General features: G+C 55.8%; 23 protein-coding genes and 1 pseudogene. 19 read left to right on the plus strand and 5 right to left on the minus strand.

The genetic code is table 11. The features are described from left to right. Positions 1-84 precede the first annotated feature (84 nt). From NE584_RS02295 to NE584_RS02330, 8 genes are all read left to right on the plus strand, one after another. Positions 85-987: a LysR family transcriptional regulator gene (locus tag NE584_RS02295; RefSeq protein WP_055181046.1), complete on the plus strand. Its 903-nt coding sequence runs from the start codon at positions 85-87 to the stop codon at positions 985-987. A gap of 118 nt (positions 988-1,105) precedes the next feature. Continuing rightward, on the plus strand, positions 1,106-2,719 hold the full coding sequence (nikA, locus tag NE584_RS02300) for a nickel ABC transporter substrate-binding protein (RefSeq protein ID WP_055181048.1): 1,614 nt from the start codon (positions 1,106-1,108) through the stop codon (positions 2,717-2,719). 174 nt (positions 2,720-2,893) lie between these two features. After that, the gene (gene opp1B / locus NE584_RS02305) at positions 2,894-3,832 is read left to right on the plus strand and encodes a nickel/cobalt ABC transporter permease (RefSeq protein ID WP_055181050.1); all 939 of its coding nucleotides are present in this window, start codon (positions 2,894-2,896) and stop codon (positions 3,830-3,832) included. A 3-nt stretch (positions 3,833-3,835) separates the two neighbouring features. Beyond that, positions 3,836-4,660, plus strand: coding sequence for a nickel/cobalt ABC transporter permease (opp1C, locus tag NE584_RS02310; RefSeq protein ID WP_055181053.1), 825 nt, complete (start codon positions 3,836-3,838; stop codon positions 4,658-4,660). Further along, positions 4,657-5,490 (plus strand): ABC transporter ATP-binding protein, encoded by an 834-nt coding sequence (locus tag NE584_RS02315; RefSeq protein ID WP_055181055.1) that lies wholly within the window; start codon positions 4,657-4,659, stop codon positions 5,488-5,490. The genes opp1C and NE584_RS02315 overlap by 4 nt, the downstream gene beginning before the upstream one ends. After that, positions 5,483-6,286 (plus strand): ABC transporter ATP-binding protein, encoded by an 804-nt coding sequence (locus tag NE584_RS02320; RefSeq protein ID WP_055181057.1) that lies wholly within the window; start codon positions 5,483-5,485, stop codon positions 6,284-6,286. The genes NE584_RS02315 and NE584_RS02320 overlap by 8 nt, the downstream gene beginning before the upstream one ends. Next, the gene (locus NE584_RS02325; RefSeq protein WP_055181059.1) at positions 6,283-7,215 is read left to right on the plus strand and encodes a M14 family metallopeptidase; all 933 of its coding nucleotides are present in this window, start codon (positions 6,283-6,285) and stop codon (positions 7,213-7,215) included. The genes NE584_RS02320 and NE584_RS02325 overlap by 4 nt, the downstream gene beginning before the upstream one ends. Continuing rightward, entirely contained in the window at positions 7,202-8,539 is a 1,338-nt protein-coding gene (locus tag NE584_RS02330) for an MATE family efflux transporter (protein ID WP_055181061.1), read from the plus strand. The genes NE584_RS02325 and NE584_RS02330 overlap by 14 nt, the downstream gene beginning before the upstream one ends. A 169-nt stretch (positions 8,540-8,708) precedes the next feature. Here the strand turns inward: NE584_RS02330 and NE584_RS02335 are convergent, their stop codons facing one another. Further along, positions 8,709-9,689, minus strand: a complete 981-nt coding sequence (locus NE584_RS02335) for a helix-turn-helix domain-containing protein (protein ID WP_055181063.1) — start codon at positions 9,687-9,689, stop codon at positions 8,709-8,711. Between the two features lie 175 nt (positions 9,690-9,864). Between NE584_RS02335 and NE584_RS02340 the strand changes: the two genes are divergently transcribed. From NE584_RS02340 to NE584_RS02350, 3 genes and pseudogenes are all read left to right on the plus strand, one after another. Then, positions 9,865-11,631 (plus strand): ABC transporter ATP-binding protein, encoded by a 1,767-nt coding sequence (locus tag NE584_RS02340; protein ID WP_055181065.1) that lies wholly within the window; start codon positions 9,865-9,867, stop codon positions 11,629-11,631. Further along, a complete protein-coding gene (locus NE584_RS02345) occupies positions 11,621-13,330 on the plus strand; it encodes an ABC transporter ATP-binding protein (RefSeq protein ID WP_055181066.1) in 1,710 nt (569 codons plus the stop codon). The genes NE584_RS02340 and NE584_RS02345 overlap by 11 nt, the downstream gene beginning before the upstream one ends. Before the next feature lie 16 nt (positions 13,331-13,346). After that, positions 13,347-13,626, plus strand: a pseudogene (locus NE584_RS02350) (hypothetical protein). A gap of 117 nt (positions 13,627-13,743) precedes the next feature. Here the strand turns inward: NE584_RS02350 and NE584_RS02355 are convergent. After that, complete coding sequence (locus NE584_RS02355; RefSeq protein WP_305147793.1) at positions 13,744-13,920, minus strand: helix-turn-helix transcriptional regulator; 177 nt, start codon at positions 13,918-13,920, stop codon at positions 13,744-13,746. 131 nt (positions 13,921-14,051) lie between these two features. After that, complete coding sequence (locus NE584_RS02360) at positions 14,052-14,372, minus strand: helix-turn-helix domain-containing protein (RefSeq protein ID WP_256181641.1); 321 nt, start codon at positions 14,370-14,372, stop codon at positions 14,052-14,054. 142 nt (positions 14,373-14,514) lie between these two features. Between NE584_RS02360 and NE584_RS02365 the strand changes: the two genes are divergently transcribed. From NE584_RS02365 to NE584_RS02400, 8 genes are all read left to right on the plus strand, one after another. Further along, positions 14,515-15,399 (plus strand): hypothetical protein, encoded by an 885-nt coding sequence (locus NE584_RS02365; protein ID WP_021631656.1) that lies wholly within the window; start codon positions 14,515-14,517, stop codon positions 15,397-15,399. A 32-nt stretch (positions 15,400-15,431) separates the two neighbouring features. Next, a complete protein-coding gene (locus NE584_RS02370) occupies positions 15,432-16,049 on the plus strand; it encodes a hypothetical protein (protein ID WP_035300004.1) in 618 nt (205 codons plus the stop codon). A 137-nt stretch (positions 16,050-16,186) separates the two neighbouring features. Continuing rightward, complete coding sequence (locus NE584_RS02375) at positions 16,187-16,810, plus strand: TetR/AcrR family transcriptional regulator (RefSeq protein ID WP_009259373.1); 624 nt, start codon at positions 16,187-16,189, stop codon at positions 16,808-16,810. 79 nt (positions 16,811-16,889) lie between these two features. Next, positions 16,890-18,632 (plus strand): ABC transporter ATP-binding protein, encoded by a 1,743-nt coding sequence (locus NE584_RS02380; RefSeq protein ID WP_256181642.1) that lies wholly within the window; start codon positions 16,890-16,892, stop codon positions 18,630-18,632. After that, a complete protein-coding gene (locus NE584_RS02385; RefSeq protein ID WP_256181643.1) occupies positions 18,629-20,359 on the plus strand; it encodes an ABC transporter ATP-binding protein in 1,731 nt (576 codons plus the stop codon). Before NE584_RS02380 ends, NE584_RS02385 begins: the two co-directional genes overlap by 4 nt. Before the next feature lie 309 nt (positions 20,360-20,668). Next, positions 20,669-20,875, plus strand: a complete 207-nt coding sequence (locus tag NE584_RS02390) for a hypothetical protein (protein WP_055179918.1) — start codon at positions 20,669-20,671, stop codon at positions 20,873-20,875. 133 nt (positions 20,876-21,008) lie between these two features. Continuing rightward, entirely contained in the window at positions 21,009-21,281 is a 273-nt protein-coding gene (locus tag NE584_RS02395; protein ID WP_050624347.1) for an HU family DNA-binding protein, read from the plus strand. A gap of 309 nt (positions 21,282-21,590) precedes the next feature. Then, complete coding sequence (locus NE584_RS02400) at positions 21,591-22,601, plus strand: class I SAM-dependent methyltransferase (protein WP_050624348.1); 1,011 nt, start codon at positions 21,591-21,593, stop codon at positions 22,599-22,601. Between the two features lie 402 nt (positions 22,602-23,003). Here NE584_RS02400 and NE584_RS02405 read toward each other — a convergent pair whose 3' ends face one another. Both NE584_RS02405 and NE584_RS02410 read right to left on the minus strand, forming a co-directional pair. Next, a complete protein-coding gene (locus tag NE584_RS02405; RefSeq protein ID WP_050624349.1) occupies positions 23,004-23,615 on the minus strand; it encodes a class I SAM-dependent methyltransferase in 612 nt (203 codons plus the stop codon). A gap of 128 nt (positions 23,616-23,743) precedes the next feature. Continuing rightward, a partial coding sequence (locus tag NE584_RS02410; RefSeq protein WP_256181644.1) for a thioredoxin family protein occupies positions 23,744-24,123 on the minus strand: 380 nt, incomplete at its 5' end.

Here is a 24,123-nt window from a genome sequence, read left to right on the forward strand (position 1 = left end):
TGAGAATATATTACTTGTCCGTAAGCGCCTGATATAGTATATTGTGGTTAGCATACGCAAACTGATGGCATGGAGGAACGCGCAATGGAAATGAAACAACTGGAGAGCTTTGTGACCGCCTGCGAACGCGGAAGCATTTCACAAGCTGCGGCTTGCATGTATACCACGCAGCCAAACGTCAGCAAAACCATCCGTACATTGGAGCATGAACTGGGACGGCCCCTTCTGGTCCGGAGCGGGAAGGGCGTACAGCCTACGGTTTATGGGAAGACCGTACTGGAGTATGCGAAGCTGATTCTGAGGGCAACGGCTACGATCTCCTCTTTAGCCGTGCCGGATGAGCAGGACGGTCTGCGGCTGTCCACATATCCTAGCAACATGGTGTCACGCCTGTTGGTAGACTTCTACAAAACCTGGGGACCTCGAATCCATATTGAGCACCATGAGGGCACCGTGGAGGAGATCACCAACCATGTCCACCAGGGGATCTCCGAAGTCGGGATCGTATATGTGGCGCAAAAGCAGACTCCTACATTCCAACACATTCTTTTCCACAAGAAATTGGAATTTGTTCCTCAGAGTGAAAAGAGCATCTGCGTCTATGTAGGACCTCAGCACCCACTGTATCATGCGGAGAGTGTGGACTTTTCAGAACTGCCAAATCTGAAATTCATGCGGGGAGTACGGGATTTCTTTTCCATGGAACATCATCTTGAAACGGTGAGCATGGGAGTCATTGACCAAAGCGTTATGAAGCACGTGATATACAGCGACAGTGACCACTCGATCATCAATTTTCTGCTCCACACGGATGTTTGCAGTCTAGGCCTGAATTTTATGCACCGCCCCTATGAACAATATGATATCAAACCGTTGTCCATCAACGGATGCGAGCCGTTTCTCCAAATCGGCTATGTGCTGGACCCAGAGCGCCCGCTCTCGCCGCAGGCCTCCTGGCTGATAGAGCGGTTCAGGGAAATGCTGTAAGGGCATAACAAATAGTTATGGAATTCCATGAAAAACTGGCCTCTGGTAAGTCTTGACTAACTGCTGTAAAATTACAGACCGTAGTACAAGACTACAATATTTAAGACTGGAGGCATTTATGAAAAGAAGAATTTTTTCTGTGCTGTTGAGCAGCGCTCTGTTGCTGACGGCGCTCGCCGGCTGCGGGCAAGGGGGCGAAGCAGATCCAAGCGGAAGCCCGTCCGACGCAGAGAGTGAAACCGCTACGCGGGACGAGCTGATATTTGTCAACTATCGGGATATCCGGGACCTGAACCCCCACCTGTACGCCGGTGAGATGTACGCCCAGAGTATCCTTTACGATACACTGGTGAGCAATACGGAAGATGGTTATGTGGGTTGTCTGGCAGAGGACTGGACCATCAGCGATGATGGCCGGATCTATACCTTCAATATCCGGGACGGCGTAACCTTCTCCGACGGAACACCCTGCGACGCCAACGCCATTCTGGCCAACTTCAACGCGATTCTGGAAAACCGGGAGCGGCACACCTGGCTGGAGATGATGAACCTGCTGGTGAGCGTTTCGGCGCCGGACAGCGATACTTTTGTCATTGAGATGAGCGAGCCGTACTACCCCATGCTCACCGAGCTGGCTTGCATCCGCCCGTTCGCAATGATTTCCCCTAACTGCATGATCGACGGCAGCACGATGAACGGCGTCAACGGCTATATCGGGACAGGTCCTTATGTGCTCACAGACTTTGTTACCGATGAGTATGCTGTTTTTGAGCGCAATGAGAATTATTGGGGTGAGGCGCCCGCAATTCAGAAGATCACTGTCAAGGTCATCCCCGACAACCAGACACGCATTATGGCCCTGGAGAATGAGGAGATCGACCTGATTTTCGGCAAGAACATGCTGGACGCTGATGCCATCAGCCAGTATGTGGACAGTGACCGGTTCACCGTAAGCCTGTCTGACCCCACCTCCACCCGGCATATTGTGCTGAACACCACCCACGATATTTTGGGAGACGTGGCGGTGCGAAAGGCGCTCCAGCACGCCACAAACCGGCAGGCCATCTCCGAGGGCATTTTCTACGGCCTGGAGCCGGCAGCGGATACCCTTTATTCCCCAACCGTCCCCTACTGTGACGTGGATTTGGAGCCTTATGCTTACGACACCGATGAGGCGGCCCGCCTTCTGGACGAGGCCGGCTGGGTTATGGGAAGCGACGGGGTCCGCGCCAAGAATGGACAGAAACTGGAACTGGACCTCCTCTACAACAGCGACAGCGTTACTGAGAAGACCATTTCCGAGTATCTTCAGAGCGAGTATCTGAAATTGGGCATCTCCCTGAACATCCACGGCGAGGAAGAACAGTCTTATCGTGATAACATGAAAGCCGGTAATTTCGATATGGTGTTCAACATCTGCTGGGGTATGCCTTATGATCCCCAGTCCTCTCTGGCTGCTATGCGGGCCCCGGTGTATGGCGACTACGCTGCACAGCAGGGACTGGAGGACAAGGCGGAGATCGATCAGGCCATCACGGATATCCTCACCTCCACCGATGAGACAGAGCGTCAGGAACTATATGACTTTGTTCTGACCCGGCTCCATGAGGACGCCGTCTACATCCCCTTGACCTATGAAACCAACAAGGCCCTTTATACCTCGGAACTGAAGGGGGTCCACTTCGGCACCGACCAGTATGATGTGGATTTCGCAAGCATGTACTTCGAGTAATCGTCGATGGCATCGGGGCCGCTTCTTTTGAAGCGGCCCTTATGCTGAATTGCTTTCGCTCGCGGGATTTGCTCACGCTTTCCCCAGGCGTGAAGCACACAAGAAACACGTTTGCGAGGCTTCCACAGAAGAAAATCACAATTTTGCAAATATGTAAAAAAGAAAGGGGCATCTATGAAGCGCTATGTGATCCGCCGGCTGCTGATGGCAATCCCCCTGCTGCTGGCGATTTCCTTTGTCTGTTTTGTATTCATCAATATGATCCCCTCAAATCCGGCGGAGGTCGTCCTCCGAATTCAGCAGACGCCCATTATCACAGAGGAGGCGATTGCGGAGATGGAGGAGGCGCTGGGCCTGAACAAACCGTTTCTGGTGCGGTATTTTGACTGGGTCCTGGGCTGTCTTCAGGGAGATTTCGGTATCAGTTATGTCAATCCCGCCCGCACAGTAGCCGGAGAACTGGCCCGCTGCCTGCCAGCCACACTGCAGTTGGCGGCGGCCTCGTTTGTGATCGTGCTGGTGCTGAGCATCCCTATCGGCTTCCTCTGCGCTGTGTATAAGGACGGCTGGTTCGATAAGATTATGCGGGGTTTGGTCTTCATCTCCACCGCCATGCCTGCCTATTGGGTCGGGTTACTCCTGATGTGGGGGATCAGTGTCAAAATGGGGCTTCTACCGACCAACGGAAACGGTACTTGGCAACATATGATACTGCCCGCCTTTACCGTGGCGCTCAGCTACATCTCTACCTATATCCGGCTCATCCGCAACAATATGCTGGAGAATATGAAGCAGGATTATGTACTCTATGCCAATGTCCGGGGATTGCCTCAGCGGTCTATCCTGGTCAAGCATATCCTGAAAAATTCCATGCACACCTGCATTGTCGCCATGGGCATGAGCATCCCTCAGATGATTGCCGGCACCATCGTGGTGGAAAACGTGTTTTCCTGGCCGGGGCTGGGAACGCTGTGCATCAGTTCTATCTTTAATCGTGATTTGCCGGTCATCCAGACTTATGTGCTGTTCATCGGTGTATTGTTCGTGGTATTTAATCTAGTGTTCGACATCCTTCAGACTGTATCCGATCCCAGGCTGAGAAAGGAGAGCTGAGCTATGGGAAAACGCTTTCTGCACAACCGTGCCGCTGTGGTAACGGTGGCTTTTGTCCTCCTGATCGCGCTGATCGGCATTCTTGCCCCGCTCCTGGCGCCGCACGATCCCTATGTTACGGACATCCTCGACAAATTCGCGCCGTACAGCCTGGAATATCCGCTGGGGACTGATCACCTGGGGCGGTGTGTGCTCTCCCGCCTGATTTATGGTATCCGTCCAACACTGGGACTTGCCCTTCTGACCATGCTGGGGACCATCGCGCTGGGCGCGCTGCTGGGCGTTATGGCCGGCTACTTCCGGGGCGTGGTGGAAGAAATCATCATGCGGGTGGTGGACGTGATGCTCTCCTTCCCCAGTCAGATCATGGTGTTCGCCGTGGTGGGCCTTCTGGGGATCAATGTCCAAAATGTCATCATTGCCAATGTGTTCATCAAATGGGCCTGGTATGCCCGTATGATCCGAACCGGCGTTATGCAGTACCGGGACCGGAACTTTGTCCAGTTCTCCCGGTGCGTGGGGATGCCGGAGCGGTTCATCCTGTTCCGCCACCTTTTGCCATCCATCACCTCTGATCTTGCGGTGCTGGCTTCTCTGGATGTGGGCTGGGCCATTATCAATATCTCTACCCTGTCCTTCCTGGGACTCGGCGTGCAGGCCCCCACCCCGGAATGGGGAGCCATGCTCAACGAGGCGAAGGATGTACTCACCAGTAATCCCACCCAGATGATCGCGCCTGGTATTGCTATCGTGGTTCTGGTGTGCTGCTTTAATCTGATGGGTGACGCCCTGCGGGACGTGCTGGACCCCAAGGAGGTGGAGAAATGACCCCGGTTCTGGAATTACAAGATCTCCATGTCCTGCTCTGCGCACGTCGGCATCAGGGGGTGGAGTTGGTGAAGGGAGTTTCCTTCTCGGTATATCCTGGAGAGTGTCTTGGAATCCTTGGGGAGTCCGGAAGTGGAAAATCCATGTCTATGAAAGCGGCGATGGGCCTTTTGGATCATGGATTCCACGTGCTTGGAAGCGCCAAATTCCAGGGAGAAGAACTGCTGGGGAAAAGTGATGAAGAGCTGCGCCGTCTGAGGGGCGGCCAGGTAGGCATCATTCTCCAAAACCCGATGACCTGTTTTGACCCCCTCTACCGGATCGGAGCCCAGATTGCCGAAACCTTTGCGGCCCACAATAACTGGAGCAAGGAGGATATCCTCCAGCGATCTCTGGAGATGCTGGGGAAAATGCGGATTCGTAATCCGGAAGAGGTGTTGGAGAAGTACCCGCATCAGCTCTCCGGCGGAATGCTTCAACGGATCATGATTGGTATCGCAACCGCTATGGAGCCGTCCCTCCTGATCGCGGACGAACCCACCACAGCCATTGACGCCATCACTCAATTTGAGATTCTGGACGAATTGCTGCGGATCAAGCAGGAACACCAGACGGCAATGGTCTTTATCTCTCATGACTTGAACGCTATTTCCCGGGTGGCAGACCGGATCGTAGTCCTCAATCAGGGGCTTGTGGTGGATCAAGGGGATTTCCATCATATTCTCCATCACGCGACCGATTCCTATACCAAGCTGCTGGTGGAGAAGCGGACGGATGTGATGCGCCGGTACAGCCAGGTACTGGGAGGAAAGGAGTGCGCCTATGCTTGAACTGAAAAATATCTGCGTCAGTTTCCGAAGTGAGCGTCAGGACAAGGTGTTCGGACATACCCGTCAGCAGGTGCTCTTTGATGTGTCCCTGAACGTAAAAAGAGGGACTTGCCTCGGTATTTTGGGAGAGTCCGGCAGCGGAAAATCCACTATGGGCCGGGTGCTGTGTGGGCTCCTGAAGCCAGACAGCGGGGAGGCGATTCTGGACGGTGTGTCGGTCTACGCCTCCCGGGCGGGCCGGAGGAACCTGCAAAACAAGCTCAGTGTGGTGTTTCAAGACTACACAACCTCTGCTAATCCCCGCTTCCGTGTCAAAGACATCATTGGCGAGGGCCTGACCGTTCGGGAACGCCGGGAGAGGGGACGGCTGGAGCGAAACAAAGAAACAGCCGCCCTTCTGGAGCTGGTGGGACTTCCTGCTGATTTTGCGGACAGATTTCCCCACGAACTCTCCGGTGGCCAGCTTCAGCGGGTGTGCATCGCCAGGGCGGTGGCCTGTAAGCCAGAGGTCATCCTCTTTGATGAGGCGATCTCCTCCTTGGATGCGCATACCCAGGTCCAGGTGATGGATCTGCTGCAGGACCTGAAGGAAAAACTGGGACTGACCTATGTATTTATCACCCACGACCTGACCTCTATCACTTATCTCTGTGACGATGTGCTGTTCCTTTATCAGGGCCGTGTAACTGAATATCTGCCCGTCAGCCGCATCAGCGAGACCAAGGATGAGTACGCCCGGCGGCTGCTGGAGTCCATTGTGGTATTTGACACCGAGACTTCGGAGGTGGCCGTATGATTTTTTGTGGGACAACACTTTTGCCGGGTGAGCGGAAAAACGTACCGCTCCCGGTACCGGATGCTCCGCCTCTGAATGCAATCTGCCTGTGCGGCGCCGCACGGGGCAGAACACTGGTTGTCACAGGCGGGGTCCATGGGTGCGAATATGTGGGGCCCCAGGCACTGCGCCGCCTGGCTGGAGAACTGGACCCGGCGAGACTGTCGGGGAACGTCATCCTCCTGCCGCTGGCAAATCCCAGCGCCTTCTATGCCGGAGCCAAACAGGTGGTGCCAGAGGACGGCGTCAATTTGAACCGAGCCTTTCCCGGCGATTCTGCGGGCAGCCTTTCCGCTCGATTGGCCTTTGCTCTGGAAACGGCTTTGTACCCGGAAGCCGATTTGCTGGCTGATCTCCACAGCGGAGACTGCAACGAGGCGCTTCATCCATTGGTGTTCTTCCCCACAGCGGGGGAGGAAATGGTCAACCAAGTCTCCCTGGCCGCCGCCAAGGTCCTGACTGTACCCTACCGGGTACGTTCCACTGCGAAGAACGGACTTTACAGCTGGGCGGTGCAGAGGGGCGTTCCCGCCCTGCTGATTGAGCGGGGCGGTCAGGGGCTGTGGTCTGAACAGGAGGTGGACGCCTGCTGTGAGGATGTCCGCTCCCTGCTGCGACATCTGGAGATTATGCCCGGAGGGAACCCGCCGCGGGATCAGCTGGAAATCACAGAAACCTTCTATGCGGAAGCTGAGTCGGAGGGATTTTGGTACCCGGCAGTAGGTTTAGACCAACAGGTCCGAAGGGGAGAACTGCTCGGACATCTGGAGACGCTGTCCGGCCACCGCTTACAAGAGGTTCGGGCCGAGTTTGACGGCATTGTCCTTTACTACACAATCGCCCTGGGCGTCCGGGCGGGAGATCCGCTGATCGCATATGGCCATCCGTAAGGAATTCTGGCGGCTGGCCTGGCCCGCCGCGGCAGAGGGACTGTTGCTGATGCTGCTCACCGCCGCCGACCTGCTGATGGTTTCCTCTCTGGGAAACACAGCGGTGGCGGCGGTCAGTATTTTTTCCCAACCCCGTATGGTGATCCTCTGCGTAACCCGCTCCTACTCTGTTGCACTGAGCGCCTATGTTGCCCGCCGGCGCGGCGAGGATCCGGATGAGTCCCTGACCGCCTGTTCCCGCGCTTCGCTCATGCTGGGGTGCGGTCTCTCGATACTGCTCCTGGTCGGGACCTGGATTGGAGCCGGCCCGCTTCTACAACTGGCCGGTGCACAGGATGACTATATCAGCTTGGCGTTGCGGTATGCCTTTCCCGCCCTGGTGAGTCTGGCATTCTCCGGGCCGGCTATTGTCCTTCACGGCATCTTGGCGGGGCTTGGCGATACCAAAAGCGTGCTTGTGTCCAATGTGCTGGGCAACGGAGTCAATGTCGTCTTCAATGCGCTGCTGATCTACGGCCTTGGTCCATTCCCCAAATTGGGAGTTTTTGGCGCCGGACTTGGAACCGCTATCGGTGCTGGCGCTACGCTGGCCTATACGCTGGCGCTTTTCTTACGGCGGCGGCATCCGGCCACTCTGCGGGGCAGAGGGGACTGGCTGCCGGGACGGGAATACCTCCGCTCCCTGGCTCCCCTTGCCGCGGGCACGTTCCTGGAGCAGGCGGCGGAACGGTTCGGGATGTTCACATTCTCCCGCCTGGTGGCGGATCTGGGCACAGTGGCGCTAAGCGTCCACAACATCTGCGGGAGCCTGTGCGACATTTACTATAGCTTCTCCCAGGGGCTTGGGAAGGCCAGCTTGGTTCAGGCAGGCCAGGCGTTGGGCTCTGGACGGACGTGCAATCTGAAACGGATCGGGGCGGTGTCCCGCCGGGCGGCGCTGTGGACTGGGGGTGCGGCCACGCTGATCTATTTGCTGCTCCGGTCGCCCTTGCTTCGGTTCTACCACTTGGAGGGCAATGACCTGGCTCTGGGCTGTGAGATCATGATCTTTGTGGCTGCTGTCAACATTCCGGAGGCATGGGCTATGGTCCATGCGGGGCTGCTCCGTGGCTTGGGGCATACCAGTTTTGTGGCCCTCTATTCTCTCATCAGTATCGCGGTGGTGCGGCCGATCCTTACCTTCTTTCTGGTTTATGAACTTGGCCTGGGATTATACGGAGCATGGATTGCCCTTACTCTCGATCAAGCAACAAGAGCGGTATGTTCCATGCTGGGAGCGCAGCAGACGATTCGTACCAAGATGAAGGATGGCTCAAATTCATAATCTCCTTGATACTATTGTAGCGTCCTCATATAGATTTTTCTATTACCATAGATATCGGGCGCGATGAGATTGCAAATCATTCACCGGTTCCTTCAGGCTTAGGAGCAAGCCGAGAGCTGGCGGCTGTCTTTCTTCCTGCCTCCTGGCTTTTTCGGTCCGGCGTGTTCTCTCACTCTGCTTCCCGTGGGTGGGAGAACGCCCGGAACGCTGCCGGGCTCTGCCCGGTGCTGCGGCGGAAGAGCTGCGCGAAACGGCTGGGATTCTGATAGCCCACAATTTGAGCGATCTGGCCCACGGGCAGGTCGGTATTTGCCAGCAGCTGCTCCGCACGCTCCATCCGCTGCCCCTGAATATACTGAGTGATGGTGCAGCCGTATCGGGCGTGAAAGGCATCCTTCAGCTTGGAGACGCCCATGCAGCCGATGCGGGCCAGGCGCTCCAGAGGCAGCCGGTCCGCGCAGTGGGCGGTGATGTAGGCCGCCACATCCGCCAGCATCCGCTCATCCTCCTGCGTCAGTGTTCGCCTGGGAGCTGGGTGGGCCCGGTGCCGTTCCACCACCAGCGCCACGGCTTCCGCCACCTTGCCGTCGTAAAAGAGTTTGGCGGCCAGCCCCTCGCCCCGGTAGTCACGGACCTCTTTCAGCAGGCGGACCATCTCCGGGAAGTGGTCGGTCTGGTCCAGAGATTGAAAGGATTCCAACAGGCTTTGAAACTCCTCCGAAAACTGGCGGCGGAGGTAGTCCTGATAGTAAGCCGGAGTGATCTCAATGCCGATGGATACGATGGGGACCCGGCGGTGGATGAGCGCCCGGTAGGGCTCCCGCCCGCCGATGAAGCTCTTGACACAGCCGGACACCAGCCGGCGGCAGGGAGAGAACTCCTCCCCGGAGATGGACTCGTACCAGGTGACGCTCAGGCTCTCCGGCCAGCAAAACTCCAGAAGCTGATCCTCATGAAAATAGAAATCGTGGATTTTGAGCATATAGAGGTCCTGCTGCCCATAGGTCCAGAAATAGCCGCTTCCACCGGGGCCGGCCTGACGCCAGCACAGGCCCATGCTTCCATACCTCCGGTTGTCCGGCTCCGGCACAAAGCCATGCTCCGCCATGGCCCCGGCATATTGCTCATCCAATACATTGCAGCTATACATTCTGACACGCCTCCTCCACCTCAATCGGCCGAATCCATACCCCGATCAGCCGCATGAGCGTGGCACGCCTTGTATCTGTGACAGACAGGGAGTATGCTGTTATTTGGTTAGTATCTGCTAACTAAAATATCATATCCGGCCTGTTCCGTCAAGGCTGGTAAAGGAGGAGTGCAATATGAAACAGAAAGAGATAAGCCCGGTCAGGCTGTTGCTCCGGTGGGCAGGGCCGGAGAAGAAATGGCTGATCGGGTCGGTGCTGTGCGCCTTTGGGAGCGGGCTGCTGGCGATCACCGCCTACCTGGGGCTGTACCGGCTGATGGACGCGGTGCTGTCCGGCGCCTGCACCCCGGCGGTGATCGCGGACTGCGCCGTGTTCGTGATGGCGGGCACCGTGGGGCGGATGGTGCTGCTGGGGGCCTCCGGGGTGCTGTCCCACAAGGGGGCCTACGGCGCCCTGTTCCGGGTGCGGTGCATGGTCACGGAGCATCTGGCGAAGGTGCCCCTGGGCGCGTTGGACGAGCGGAGCACGGGAGCGGTCAAGACCGTGCTCAACGAGGACATTGAGAAGCTGGAGCTGTTTCTGGCCCATAACCTGCCGGAGTTCGTGGCCTATCTCACCGGCCCGGTGGTGATCTTCCTCTATCTGCTGTCGGTGAATGTCCCATTGGCGCTGGTCTCGCTGCTCCCCCTGCCGCTGGCGGGAATTGTGATGGGGGTGATCTTTGGCCGCATGAAGGGAATTCTGGAGGACGCCAACCGCTCCCTGGTGAGCTTCAACTCGGTAATGATCGAGTATGTCTCCGGGATGCGGCTCATCAAGGCGTACAACATGGGGAGCCGGTCGTTTCAGAAGTTTTCCCACGCCATTTCGGAGGAAAACCGGATCTGGAATCTGGTGACCCATAAAACCGCGCCGCCCTATGCGGCTTTCCTGCTGCTGGTGGAGTGCGGTATGCTCCTGATGATCCCAGCCGGGGGGCTTATGTTCCTCCGGGGCTCGGTGAGCGCCAGCGTGTTTCTGCTCTTTGCCTATGTGGGCGGCATGTATTTGACGGAGATCCTGCCGCTCCAGAAGATGTCCACTACCTTTGCCCAGGCTCTCAGCGGTGTGGGAAAGGTGCGGGAGATCCTGGAGCTTCCGGTCTTTGAAGGAGGCGGGCCATTCCCGGAGGACCACGGCATTGAACTGGACCATGTGACCTTCTCCTATGACGGGAAGACGGATGTGCTGCGGGATTGCTCTCTGTCGGTAAAGCAGGGGGAAAAGGTGGCCCTGGTGGGGGTGTCCGGCGCGGGCAAAAGCACTATCATCCAGCTGATCTCCCGGTTTTACGATACAACAAAGGGCGAGGTCCGCATCGGCGGCCGGAATGTCAGGGACATCCGCTACGAGGACCTGCTCGCTCACATCTCCATCGTGTTTCAAAAGACCTTCCTCACCCGGGACAGCGTGCTGGAGAACATCCGTATGGGCACGCAGGCCACGCTGGAACAGGTGCGGGAGGCCGCCCGTCTGGCACAGATCGACGACTTCATCCTGTCGCTGCCCCAGGGATACGACACCAAGGTTGGGGCTATGGGCTCACGCTTCTCCGGTGGGGAGCGCCAGCGCATCGCCATTGCCCGCGCTATTTTGAAGGACGCCCCCATCCTCATTCTGGACGAGGCGACCTCCGCCGCCGACCCGGAGAATCAGGTGGAGATTGACCGGGCCATTGAAAACCTCTGCCGTGGCAAGACCGTACTCATCGTGGCTCACCGGCTGGGCGCGGTAAAGATGTGCGACAAAGTGGCGGTGGTGGAGGACCACACCATCACCTGCTGCGGAACTCATGCGGAGGTGCTGGAACAGAATTCTTATTACCGCAAAGCCTGGGCCGACTACCGGGCGGCCAGGTCCATCACCTATTCCGTGAAAGGAGGGCAAGACGATGACAAATGAATCTCCGTTCCGCAAAAACAGGGCTTTTTATATTGGTGTAGTGCTGACCGTATTGGAGGGCATCCTCTCCGGGTGCAGTTATCTGTCTGTCTACATCGTCCTCACCGCTCTGGCTTCAGGAACGATTACCGCCGGAATGGTGGGAGCGGTCACCGCGGGGCTCGCTGTCATTTTCCTGCTGCGGCTGGTCATTTACAGCACCGGGTACACCCAGGTCCAGATCGGCGGGGCGGCGGTGTCCAAGCGCCTGCGGCTGCTTCTGGGGGATAAGCTCAAGAAGATCCCCCTGGCCCGCTTCACCCAGGGGCAGGTTGGGCAGTATGTGAACACCATGACCAGCGATGTGGGCAGCTATGAGAAAATTCTGACCCATTCCAGTGGGAACATTATCAAAAACGCCGCGCTCTCCGCGGTGCTGGTTGGCTTTGTATGCACCGTCTGGCTACCGGCGGGGCTGATCCTGCTGGCGGTTGTCGCGTTGCTGATTCCCGACCTGTGGCTGTCCTTCCGGGTGGTAAAGGTGTACGGCGTGGCGAAAAACAAGGTCAGCGCCGAGACGGTGAGTGGCATTGTGGAGTACATTGACGGCATTCAGATGTTCCGGGCGTACAACATGGGCGGCGTAAAAAACAGGACCGTCACCCAGGCCATGGAGGAGTTCAGCCGGGTGTGCTACCAGTACGAAGCCAAGGGCATCCCCATCGGATTCGGCTACAATATCATCAGCTGGGGCAGCGTGCCGCTTATCATGGTGCTGGCCGCCGGGCCATGGGCGGCGGGGACACTGAGCGGCGTGGACTATCTGATGCTCTCCATGCTGCCCATTTTGCTGACCAAGCTCACCGCCAGTATTGCCATTGATCTCTTTGAATGGAAGCACCTGATGGTCTCCAAAAGGAACATTGAGAATCTGATTCAGGAGCCGGAGGAGGCCGGGGAGGGCGCGCCCTTTGCCCCGGAGCGGCACGACATCACCTTCCGGGATGTGTCGTTCTCCTATATGCCGGGAGAGCCGGTCCTGAAGAGGGTGTCCTTCACCGTCCCGGACGGGAAACTCACCGCCATCGTGGGGGACTCCGGCTCGGGCAAATCCACGATTTTGAATCTGATCGCCAAATTCTATGAGCCGCAGAGCGGGACCATCGCCATCGGCGGTCAATCCATCCAGACTGTCTCCGCAGAGCGGGTGCTGGCACAGCTCTCTATGGTGGACCAGCAGGTGTTCCTCTTTGACGATACCGTGCGGGAGAACATCCGCCACGCCCGGCCCACGGCCACTGACCGGGAGGTGGAGGCAGCCTGCAGGGACGCCGGATGTGACGGCTTTGTGGAGAAACTGGAAAAGAGCTATGACACCGGGATTGGAGAAAACGGCAGCCTGCTCTCCGGAGGAGAGCGGCAGCGGCTTTCTATCGCCCGGGCCATTCTGAAAAACAGTCCCATCCTATTGCTGGACGAGGCCACCGCATCCCTGGACATCGAGAACGAGCTGGCGGTCAAACAGGCCATTGCCAATCTGCTCAAGGAGAAAAAGACCGTGGTGATGATCGCCCATACCCTTTCCATCGTCAAGAACGCGGATCAGATCCTGGTAGTGGCGGACGGAACAATCAAGGAGTCTGGCACCCACGAGGAGCTGCTGGCCGAGAACGGAAAATATGCGGCCATGTGGAACGCAGAACAGAAGATCACTGTATAGAGAAGAGGTCGCGCCTATGAAAAAACTCCATGCGTCGGGCGAGGATTATCTGGAGGCCGTGCTGGTACTCCAAAAAGGAAAAAGGCATGGTAAGGTCCGTGGATGTGGCCCAGCACCCTGGCTGGCTCTTCACGCAGGAACAGATCTACGAGGCTGTATGGCACGAGTTTCCGAAGGGCTGCGGCGCGAACGTAGTCAATATCATCAGTCAGTTCTGCCGGAAGATGGAACCGGGAAACCCCATCCGCACTGCCCCCTACAGCAGTTATAAGTTCGAACTGACTCCTGTAACCTGATAAGCCTTTTTCGCAAAAAACGCAGGTATCCTTGACGGGTAACTGCGTTTTTTATGCAGGCAGATACAAAATAAAAACGGCGCTTTGGTGTGAGCTGTAATGCCCTCAAAGTGCCGTTTATGCTTTATCTGGGATGTGACGAAGAACATCTTCTACCCTGCAAGAAAGAATGTTGCAAAGGTCATTCAGCGTTGCGGTTGAAATATTCCGGTTTTGCTTCAAAGAATCCAATGTTCCCTTGCTGAAGGAATAGTCCTTTATTAGAGAATAAGTTGTAATTCCCTTTCGACGCATGGTGTCCCAGAGCGGGTCGTAAGTAATAATAGAAACCACCCCTTTGTGATTTCTATTATATTTGACATGCTGCCTCTTGAATATTCCCGGTATATCGGGTATAATATCTTAATTACACGATTTTATACTTGTTAATTCTTCTCATTCAAGCGCCTGACCATCAACAAAACAGCTTCCAAATCCTGATCGTTCATCGACTTGATGCCATTTATGATCTCCTGAACCAAAATTGGATTTCGGTATTCCGCTTCCTCATCGAAAAACAAACGGGGCGTGATACCGAGCGTGTCAATCAAATAGAGCAATTCTTTCACAGATGGCTGGGAATACCCGGTGACAATGTTATGAATATAGTTCTTGCTATGCCCTAAATCATAACTTAACTGGTACTCGGAAACTCCCTTTTTTACCCGTAATTCTGTAATACGGTTTCTGATAAAGTCCATCTCCATATACGATTCCTCCACCACCATTTTCCCCATGGTACACTTTTGTGGTGTGACATTAGGGTACGGATGGTGTGCTTTTTTATGCAGTAGCACTTTATTGGTGTTGTAATTGGGTAAAATGCCACACGGGAAAAGAGAGAAACGCATGGATAGAGAAAAAGAATCGCCCCCGGAGAGGCTACCGTTCTGTTTGGACGACACAGTTGGTGAAATCGTAAGGGCAAGCCAGGAGTGTCCTGGCGTCTACTATATCGCAGCCAGAAAACAGGACGGCAAGTTTTTGGCAGATGAATACTATGTGGTGGAAAAATCCTCGCCAGCCATATCAAAAGAGGCTATGGCATATGGGAGGATGCCTGAAGAGGACTCCCGTGTGCTGCTCTATTCGTTTGCGGAAGAGCGGCGGGGATATAAAATCATTGAGTATGAGATCTACCGGTACCAGGTCCGGCACGGAATATATGCAGACGGACAGACCTCGCTTCGTGATATTGCTTTTTACAATATGGAGTATCATCCGGAATACTTTGGACCTTACCCAGCGCCCCTTGCCACACCGCGGGGCCGCACTGCACGCTACAAGCCGCTGATGAACGGGATCTTCTGGATCGAAACAGGCACAGGAGAGGAAGTCCTCGCTGTCTGCTATCCTATTTGGAACTGCGACTTCTCAGAAACCGTATTAAAGCAATCGGAGCAGACCGAAGAGGATGTGCGGGAAGGAATTGACAACACCTTGGGGTATCTGTTCTTTTCCAAGCGGGCCAGCAGCCTCGCCTTGTTTGAACTATGGGGGCAGTACGAGGAGTTAAGGGCTGGCGGCCTAATCGACTACCCCGCATTGATGAACTATATCTGGGCCCATTTCCCGGAGTACGCCGCCACATACAATATACAGAATCAGATGGGGATGCACGATACCTTCGGCCTGCTGATGAACGCGCTTGGGACGGAGGTGGAATTGCAGAACAACCCGAACAAGGTAATTGCAATGTCAAAAGCCGCCGGGCTTGATTTCCTGAATTTCTAATGGGGCTACAAATGGACGGATCAGGTGGAACAATGAACTGGGATCAAAATAAAGAACTGGTAGAGCAAATCCTTCGCACCGGCATGTATGCAAAGCTGTATGATGAAGAAACAACATATGGGTACCTGACCTATTTAACCTACCGGGTGGAGGACGCGCTGTTCACCTGGAAAAAAGAAAGCGATGTGGACGGGTTTTGGGCCGACCTCACATGGGAGGAATATATCGCCTTTTTGCGGCGAGAAAAGTCATTGGTCCTGGCGGCACAAAGGGTGCTGCTCAACACCGTGATTGCGTTCCCTGCCTCCGCATTTGACTTTACATTGGAGGAAGCGGAAGTGGACTTTCCCGTAACGCGTTATGACAGCGCCGGGATGCTCCATATGGCAAAGCTCTATTCCTTCGAGAACTACACCTCAATCGTAGAGTTTCTGATGTTCCGAGCAGAGAGGGCATATTATCTGTTACGGAAAAAGCAGCGGGGCCCCCACTACACATGGGAGCTTTATATCGTGGAGCTGCTTCACAGCCAAAGGGAATTTGTAGACCCATTATCAAGGGCCTTCCGCAACGCACTGGCCCAACTGAACTTTCTCCCGGCGTGGCAGGTGATCTATCCAACTATTCAAGAGGCCACAGAAATAGAATGACATGAAAAGACCCCGCAGATTCGGTCTGCGGGGTCTTTCGCTCTCTTATTCTGAGCTCTCCTCTTGACAAATACAAACCATAGTGCTATATTCAAAACATCGTTATAAAACGGTGTTTTGAAAAAGGAGGAATGACAGTGGCAAAACAAAAGGCGGGTGTCTATGACAAGGTGCTGGAGTGTGCCAAGGAGGAGTTTTTGTCCAAGGGGTTTCTGGACGCTTCTCTGCGCACCATAGCTCAGGCGGCGGAAACCAGCACCGGCTCTATCTATACCCGCTTCGGGGATAAGGAGGGGCTGTTCCGGGCCATTGCGGAGCCGGTGGTGGATCAGTTCAAGGCTATGTTCCGCAGGGTGCAGGAGGATTTTCACCAGCTCAGTGAGGAGGAACAGCGTGCGGATATGGGACAGTACACCGCCCGCCACCAGGAGGAGATGCTGGACTACATCTACGACCACTTTGATGTGTTCCGCCTGTTGCTGGACGGGGCCCACGGCACCCGGTTTTCCTGCTTCCTGGACGAGCTGGTGGACATCGAGGTCGAGTACACCTACAAGTACATGGAGGTCATCGGCTGTGAGAGCGTCAAGTCCGGTCTGGTGACGGAGGAGTTCATCCATATCATCGTCACCGCCTACTTCAACGGCATGTTTGAGGTGGTGCGGCACAACATGGACCGTGCCGCCGCCCACCGCTATGTCAAGATGCTCAACCGCTACCACATGGCGGGATTCTCCACCGTGTTTGACCCTCAGCCCTGACAAGAGGCTGTGCCTTTGGGTGCAGCCCTCCCATTTGCGCAAAAGTTAGCGATCACTAACTAAAAAGGAGGAATTTATCATGAAACAACAAAGTCCCATGCTCCGTCTGTGGGAGCTGGGAGAGGGACAACAGGGCGGCCTGAAGCGGGCGGTCCTGTCCGCTGTGGTGGGGGTACTGTTTGGGATGCTCCCCTACTTTGCCGTGGCTCAGATCATTCTCGGCCTATTGTCTGGAAACCAGGAATCCTCGTTCTACCTGACCTGGTGCGCAGTGGCGCTCGTGGGCTTTTTGCTCCGGGCCACCCTGTATTCCCTGGCTCTATCCCAATCCCACAAGGCCACCTTTGCTATCCTGAAATCTATCCGGGAGAAAGTGCTGGAGAAACTGCCAAAGATGCCTCTGGGTACGATTCTGGACACCTCCAGCGGCCAGATGAAGCAGGTCATCGTAGATCAGGTGGAGAGCATGGAGCGGCCTCTGGCCCATCTTCTGCCGGAGATGACCGCCAATGTGCTGGGACCGGTGTGCATCTTGATCTATCTGTTCGTGCTGGACTGGCGGATGGCCCTTTTGAGTCTGGTGTCCATCCCGGTGGGCATGGCTTTCATGATGGCGGTCATGGCCGGCTACGGCAAGCAGTACGAGGGCTCGGTCAAAACCACCCAAGCCATGAACAGCGCCATTGTGGAGTACATCGGCGGCATTGAGGTCATCAAGGCGTTTAACCAGGGCAAGCAGTCCTATGCCCGCTTCTCCGACAGCGTAAAGGCCAACGCCTCCTACTTCTACCACTGGATGAAGAGCTGCCAGATGCCGGTCTCTTTGGCCCGTGCCATCTCGCCCACCACCATGATCACCATTCTGCCGGTGGGCTGGCTCCTCTATACCGGAGGGAGTTTGCCCATCGAGACCTTTATCACCACCATCGTCCTGCCCCTGGGCATTGCCGGGCCCCTGCTGGCCGCCATGGACTTTGTGGACAGTCTCGCCAAGGTGGGCACCATTGTGGGCTCGGTGGACGCCATTTTGAACGGAGCGGAGCAGGACCACGGGGAAACGCCAGCGGAGTTCCAGGGGCGGGGCATCCAGCTCTCCCATGTGTCCTTCGGCTACCACGCGGACAAGGAAGTGCTCCACGATGTATCTCTCACCATCCCCGCCGGGACCATGACCGCCTTTGTGGGGCCCTCCGGATCGGGCAAGTCCACCATCGCCAAGCTGATCGCCGGCTTTTGGGATGTGACCTCCGGCGCCATCACCCTGGGCGGGCAGGACTTGAATCGGGTCCCGCTGAAGCAATTCTACGACCAGGTGGCCTTTGTCTCCCAGGACAACTACCTCTTTGACGAGAGCATCCGGGAGAACATCCGCATGGGCCGCCCGGCGGCCACCGACGCAGAGGTGGAGGCCGTGGCAAAAGCCGCCGGGTGTGACGCCTTTATCCGCAGTCTGGAACACGGCTATGACACGGTGGTGGGCGGAGGCGGCGCCCATCTGTCCGGCGGCGAGCGCCAGCGTATCGCCATCGCCCGGGCCATGCTCAAGGACGCGCCCATTGTGGTGCTGGACGAGGCGACTGCCTACATAGACCCCGAGAACGAGGCCGTGGTCCAGCAGGCCGTGGGCAAGCTGGTGGCGGGAAAGACCGTACTGGTCATCGCCCACCGCCTCAGCACCATCACCGGCGCGGATCAGATCGTGGTAGTCAATGGCGGCCGCAGCCAGGATGTGGGCACCCACGGGGAACTTTTGAAGAACTGCCCGCTGTATCAGGAGATGTGGCGGGCGCATATGGGCGCAAAGGAGGGAGAGCAGGCATGATCGGTGTTTTGAAAAAAATCTGGGACTTTGCCGGAGAGGAGCAGGACAATATCCGGAAGTCCATGATTTTAGGTTTCTTTTACGCGGTGTTCCATATGTTCCAGATCGCGGCCATCTATGTGGTGGTGCTGGCCCTGGTGGGCGGCTCCACAGACTCCGCCCCGGCCTGGCAGGCGCTGGGGCTTCTGCTGGCCAGCATTCTGGGCCGGGCGGTCCTCAACCGCTTCAGCCAGCTCCAGCAGACCCACGCCGGCTACTTCATGGTGGCGAACAAGCGCATTTCCATTGGCGACAAGCTCAAGCGGGTCCCCATGGGCTATTTCAACGACCAGAGCTTGGGAGAACTCACCGGCATCACCACCACCGTTCTGGACGAGGTGGAGAGTACCGGCCCCATGGTGCTGGTCGGTATCCTGGGCGGCCTGATCAATTCCGCCGTCATGCTGCTGTGCGTCCTGTTCTGGGACTGGCGGATCGGCCTGCTGGCCCTGGCGGGGATGCTGGTGTATCTGGCCCTCCTCTCCGGAATGGAGAAGCAGTCCGCCAAGATTGCCCCCAAGCGCCAGCGGGACGAGGCCCGGCTGGTGGAGGCAGTGCTGGAGCAGCTCCAGGGCATGAGCGTCATCAAGTCCTTTAACCTGACCGGAAAGGGCGACAAGCGGGTGCGGCAGGCGCTGGAGGACAGCCGGGCGAACAATCTGGCGGTGGAGAAGCTGTTTACTCCCTATATCTGGGGCCAGGAGATGGTCCTCCACCTGTTCAGCGTTCTAATTCTGGCGGCGTCGGTGGGGCTGTGCCTGACGGGAGCTATGTCCCTCGCCAATGCGCTGATGGCGGTCATCGTCTCTTTCCTGATCTTCTCCCAGATCCAGTCCGCGGGCAGCGGCGTGTCCGCCCTGCGTCTGGTGGGCAGTTCCATCGACCACGCCAACCAGGTAGACGACATCCCGGAGATGGACCAGCGTGGCACGGCCATCCGTCCGGAGAGCCACGAGATTGTATTCGACCATGTGAACTTCTCCTATGGAAGCCGCCCCATCCTCAAGGATGTGTCACTGACTATCCCAGACCGGACCACCACCGCCATTGTGGGGCCTTCCGGCTCCGGCAAGACCACCCTTTGTAACCTGATCGCCCGGTTTTGGGATGTGGACGGCGGCCGTGTGACCATTGGTGGCCGGGATGTGCGGGAGTACACACTGGAATCCCTCATGGAGCAGGTGAGCATGGTGTTCCAGCGGGTGTACCTCTTTGCCGACACGGTGGAGAACAACATCAAGTTCGGCTGCCCGGGCGCTACCCATGAACAGGTGGTGGAGGCCGCAAAAAAGGCGTGCTGCCACGACTTCATCTCTGCCCTGCCGGATGGATACGGCACGGTAATTGGCGAGGGAGGAGCCACGCTTTCCGGCGGGGAGAAGCAGCGCATCTCCATCGCCCGGTGTCTCCTGAAGGACGCGCCCATCGTCATCTTCGATGAGGCCACGGCCAATGTGGACCCCGAGAATGAGGACCAGCTCCAAAAGGCTATGGAAGCCCTGACGCGGGAGAAAACCGTGCTGATGATCGCCCACCGGCTCAAGACGGTGCGGGGTGCGGATCAGATTCTGGTGGTAGACCAGGGCCGCGTCGTCCAAAAGGGTACCCACGACGAACTGATCCAGCAGGCGGGCATCTACCGGAATTTCGTCTCCGAGCGAACGGAGTCCAGCCGCTGGACACTTTGATTGAAAAAGACAACGCTGCGGTGTGGGTATTCTATTACCTGCGCCGCAGCTGTCTGATTACAGAATATTCAGATTTTTAGGATGCTGGAGAGATGGGGGCCTTTTACAAGCATGAGTGACATATGTTCCCTTCGAGGTCCGAGGCCCTTTGCGCTAATTTTGAGTGCCTGCATTGGAAACGCAAGGGAAAAAGCATCCAAACCGGCCCGCACAGTTGCATTTTCCGTGAGTTCCCTGTTATAATACCAGCAGGAAAACGGTTGGAGCGCGGCGTGGTTTGGCTCGGAATATCAAATTGGAGGTATTTCGATGCGTACAGAGGATTCCCTGGAGCAATCGCTCCGCCGTGTACTGAAGGCGGCTGGCTACATGATGCGGAAATCCCATGCGCCCATCAGTGCGGACAACCTTGGCGGCTACATGATCGTGGATATGTCCAGGAATACGGTTGCGGCAGGCGGCCGCTTTGAGCTGACTTTGGAAGATGTCCGGGAGTGGGCACGGGATATGTGCTGACCGCGGCTGCGGCTGAGGGAGGAACGCCCTCAGCCGTTATGCCTTGGGCTTCATCTCTGTGGTAAGCCGCTGATGCGGCTATCATGTAAAGAGTGCTTATCCAAATCAATAGAAAGAGAAAGGAATTTGCTTTATGAACAAGGGAGAACTGATTGCTGGTATGGCCGAGGAGAGCGGGGTTTCCAAAGCGGATGCAGAGAAAGTCTTGAACGCATTCCTATCCCAGGTCGAGAAAGCGTTGTGCGCGGGAGATAAGGTCCAGCTCACCGGCTTCGGCAGCTTTGAAGTGAAAGAGCGTGCTGAGCGTACGGGCCGGAATCCCAAAACCAATGAGCCCATTGTGATCCCAGCCGGAAAGATGCCAGTCTTTAAGGCTGGCAAGGTATTAAAGGACGCAATTAAATAAAAAGGCAGACGGCGCAACACATATCAACTGCATATAAGAACCTGATTCAAAAGTCACCCCTCTGAACACTCGCTCAAGAGGGGTGATTTATTTTGTGTCCCGAAGAAAGGTTTCAAAGCAGGTAAGGTAGACTAACTTGTAGCAGCGAGGCCGTTTCCTTGGATGAAAGCTGTACCGTACATTCCAATATTCCTATAATCTGGATGAACGAAGCACTCTATGCCTTTCCTTGACAGAAGCCGGTGGTTCCGGTATAATTAAATTGAGGTTAGCAATGACTAACCATATAAAAACAAAGGGGGTTTTTTAATGTTCACAATCAACAAGTCTGTAAGTGTTTGGGAACAGTTAGTCCAGCTTCCATTTTTAAATCTATATTCCAGATTGCTCAATGCGGCCATGGAGCTGGATGTATTTTCTCAACTTTGCCAGCCGGTTACTGCTGAAGCACTGGCAGTTCATATGGGATGGCATAAGGCAAATACAGAATATCTGCTCAGTGCATTGGTATCCATCGGCTTTTTAAACAAGACGGACGGCACTTACCAGAACACCGCGGAAGTTGACCGCTATCTGGTCAAAGGGAAAGATGAATATTTGGGAGGCTTTCTGCCCTTTTATATGCAGGAAGGCATGGCACCTATGGATGTGAAGCTGTTGGTCACAAAAGGCCCCCAGTCCCAGCAACAGGAAGCGATGGAGCAGCAGTTGGATTTTGCCTCTTTTGCACAGCGGATGCGACAGGCACAGGAAGGTTACCGGCAGCAGGAGTTGTTGCGGATTGTGCGTTCTCTGCCGGAAAATGACCAAATCAGGCGCGTGCTGGACCTAGGCGGTGCTACAGGACTTTTAGGGCTGGCAGTCATCGGTGATCGGCCGGATCGTACTGGCGTCCTATTTGACCGTTTTCCCCCGGCGGTGGTGGAAGAATCCATCTCCCTTATGGGACTCACTGACCGCACGGAAGTGATGTGCGGCAACTTTATGGCAGACAGAATTGGAGAGAGGTATGATCTAATCCTGGCCCTCAATGTGATGCTCTTTGCCAAAGGCCGTATGGAAGAACTGCTGAAAAAGTGCTATGACGCACTGAATCCCGGAGGGGTGCTGCTGGTTATCAGCGAGGCTATCCTGCCTGACCACACCGGCCCCTGGGATATGGTAATGGGGTATCTGCCGTATTACTTCCAGGGGATGGATATGGGCGTATTAAAAAACGAAGTATCGGATGCGGCCGTACGCGTGGGCTTTACAAAATGTGAAAAACGCACGGAATGCCTCTGCTCTGGCACACAGGACATTGACATTATTCGGAAATAAGGAGTGTATCTCATGCTCGAATCTTTAATAAATGCCAAAATCCAAGAGTCGACGGAAACAGAAAAAGTAGACCTTCTTCACTTGAATCCGGCAGATGCTGGTTGCTGCTGTGGAGGACATGCTGGACATCACTGTTGTGGGAAACACAGACACCATAATACAGAGCAACAGGAAAAGTCTGAATAGCACGCTTCAACTAAAGCGATTCTGCGGAAGAAAGTACTGCTAACGCAGCCGTTTGGTTCAGGTGTGGAACCACGGTGCGATAGACAATGATGCATAGACGCACCGGAAAAGGACTTGCTTTGTTGCCCTCCGATTTATCTCACTGAAGTCACAAAATGCAAGGGCGGGCCATCGGCGCTGTATGCCGATGGCCCGCTTTCGCCCCATTCTGGGCAGTTACTTCCTGCCGGCCACATAGCACACAGGCAGTACACGCCCCCCGAGCAGGGTGTGTTCCGTCACCCAAAAATCGTGGGAGGAAAGATAAGCAATGAATTCCCCGGCGTTCCAGGCGTGGTAGACACGAAAGCCGGTCCGCTCCATACCCCAGGTCCGCAGTCTGGCCAATTTTCCACCGGCGTGGACAAAGGTGGGGGCAAATAACCATCCTCCCGGCTTTAAGACTCTCCGAGCTTCCCGCAAAACCTTTTCCGGCTCCGGTAAGATATGCAGGGCATTGGCAATCACCACCGCGTCAAAGGTTTCCGAGGCATACGGCAGACAGGAGGCATCCCGCACTGAGAAATGAAGCCGGGAAGATCCGCTCCGCTTCTTGGCTTCCGCGATCATATTGGAAGAGGCATCGGTGGCCTCCCACAGCCGGACACACGGAGACAGGGGAAAGGACAGCTGGCCTGTGCCGCAGGCCAGTTCCAATACATTCATATCCCGTGTGAGATGCGGACGAATGTGATTGCAGATTTCTGTATATAACGGTGCAGAGCGCCGCATGAATTTGGTGTAATGTGCGGCCATTCCCTGCCAGAAGTCCAAGTCTGATTTCTTCATAGTGATACGCCTCTTTGCGGGTTAGTTATTGATAACTAAAGAATACTCCAAAAGTCTCTGTTCCACAAGCCCTTTTTGATGGAGAAAGCCGCGTTACAGACCAGACGGCCCGTAACGCGGCTTCCCTGCTATGCTAAAAGTTCCAACAACTGCCGGATATTTTTCTTGCCGAAAGATACCTGCTCCCCATCATTGATGACCAGGCAGGGAACGCTCATCACCTGATACTTCTCCCGCAGGTCTGGGAAGCGGTTCAGGTCATAGACCTGGGCGGTGATGTGCGGATTTTCCGCAGCGATCCGCTGAGCCGCCGTCACCAGCTCCGGGCACATGGTACAGGAGAGGGAGACCAGAAGCTCTAACTTGATGGGCTTCTGGATGGACTGGATTGCTGCTCTTGTATCTTCATCCAGAGCCTGTCCCGGCCCGGCGGCATTGTAGAGGCCCAGGACGAAGTCTGCAAATAAAAAGTCAATAGGGAAATAAAGCAAAATTGAGGAGAGAAAAA

The organism is Clostridium sp. DFI.5.61 (assembly GCF_024462915.1).
Taxonomy (GTDB): domain Bacteria; phylum Bacillota; class Clostridia; order Oscillospirales; family Oscillospiraceae; genus Lawsonibacter; species Lawsonibacter asaccharolyticus.

Excerpts from the sequence above, each read along its gene's own strand:
- NE584_RS02295 (WP_055181046.1), top strand. The coding sequence starts at position 85 with ATGGAAATGAAACAACTGGAGAGCTTTGTGACCGCCTGCGAACGCGGA.
- nikA (WP_055181048.1), top strand. The coding sequence starts at position 1,106 with ATGAAAAGAAGAATTTTTTCTGTGCTGTTGAGCAGCGCTCTGTTGCTG.
- opp1B (WP_055181050.1), top strand. The coding sequence starts at position 2,894 with ATGAAGCGCTATGTGATCCGCCGGCTGCTGATGGCAATCCCCCTGCTG.
- opp1C (WP_055181053.1), top strand. The coding sequence starts at position 3,836 with ATGGGAAAACGCTTTCTGCACAACCGTGCCGCTGTGGTAACGGTGGCT.
- NE584_RS02315 (WP_055181055.1), top strand. The coding sequence starts at position 4,657 with ATGACCCCGGTTCTGGAATTACAAGATCTCCATGTCCTGCTCTGCGCA.
- NE584_RS02320 (WP_055181057.1), top strand. The coding sequence starts at position 5,483 with ATGCTTGAACTGAAAAATATCTGCGTCAGTTTCCGAAGTGAGCGTCAG.
- NE584_RS02325 (WP_055181059.1), top strand. The coding sequence starts at position 6,283 with ATGATTTTTTGTGGGACAACACTTTTGCCGGGTGAGCGGAAAAACGTA.
- NE584_RS02330 (WP_055181061.1), top strand. The coding sequence starts at position 7,202 with ATGGCCATCCGTAAGGAATTCTGGCGGCTGGCCTGGCCCGCCGCGGCA.
- NE584_RS02335 (WP_055181063.1), bottom strand. The coding sequence starts at position 9,689 with ATGTATAGCTGCAATGTATTGGATGAGCAATATGCCGGGGCCATGGCG.
- NE584_RS02340 (WP_055181065.1), top strand. The coding sequence starts at position 9,865 with ATGAAACAGAAAGAGATAAGCCCGGTCAGGCTGTTGCTCCGGTGGGCA.
- NE584_RS02345 (WP_055181066.1), top strand. The coding sequence starts at position 11,621 with ATGACAAATGAATCTCCGTTCCGCAAAAACAGGGCTTTTTATATTGGT.
- NE584_RS02355 (WP_305147793.1), bottom strand. The coding sequence starts at position 13,920 with ATGCGTCGAAAGGGAATTACAACTTATTCTCTAATAAAGGACTATTCC.
- NE584_RS02360 (WP_256181641.1), bottom strand. The coding sequence starts at position 14,372 with ATGGAGATGGACTTTATCAGAAACCGTATTACAGAATTACGGGTAAAA.
- NE584_RS02365 (WP_021631656.1), top strand. The coding sequence starts at position 14,515 with ATGGATAGAGAAAAAGAATCGCCCCCGGAGAGGCTACCGTTCTGTTTG.
- NE584_RS02370 (WP_035300004.1), top strand. The coding sequence starts at position 15,432 with ATGAACTGGGATCAAAATAAAGAACTGGTAGAGCAAATCCTTCGCACC.
- NE584_RS02380 (WP_256181642.1), top strand. The coding sequence starts at position 16,890 with ATGAAACAACAAAGTCCCATGCTCCGTCTGTGGGAGCTGGGAGAGGGA.
- NE584_RS02385 (WP_256181643.1), top strand. The coding sequence starts at position 18,629 with ATGATCGGTGTTTTGAAAAAAATCTGGGACTTTGCCGGAGAGGAGCAG.
- NE584_RS02390 (WP_055179918.1), top strand. The coding sequence starts at position 20,669 with ATGCGTACAGAGGATTCCCTGGAGCAATCGCTCCGCCGTGTACTGAAG.
- NE584_RS02395 (WP_050624347.1), top strand. The coding sequence starts at position 21,009 with ATGAACAAGGGAGAACTGATTGCTGGTATGGCCGAGGAGAGCGGGGTT.
- NE584_RS02400 (WP_050624348.1), top strand. The coding sequence starts at position 21,591 with ATGTTCACAATCAACAAGTCTGTAAGTGTTTGGGAACAGTTAGTCCAG.
- NE584_RS02405 (WP_050624349.1), bottom strand. The coding sequence starts at position 23,615 with ATGAAGAAATCAGACTTGGACTTCTGGCAGGGAATGGCCGCACATTAC.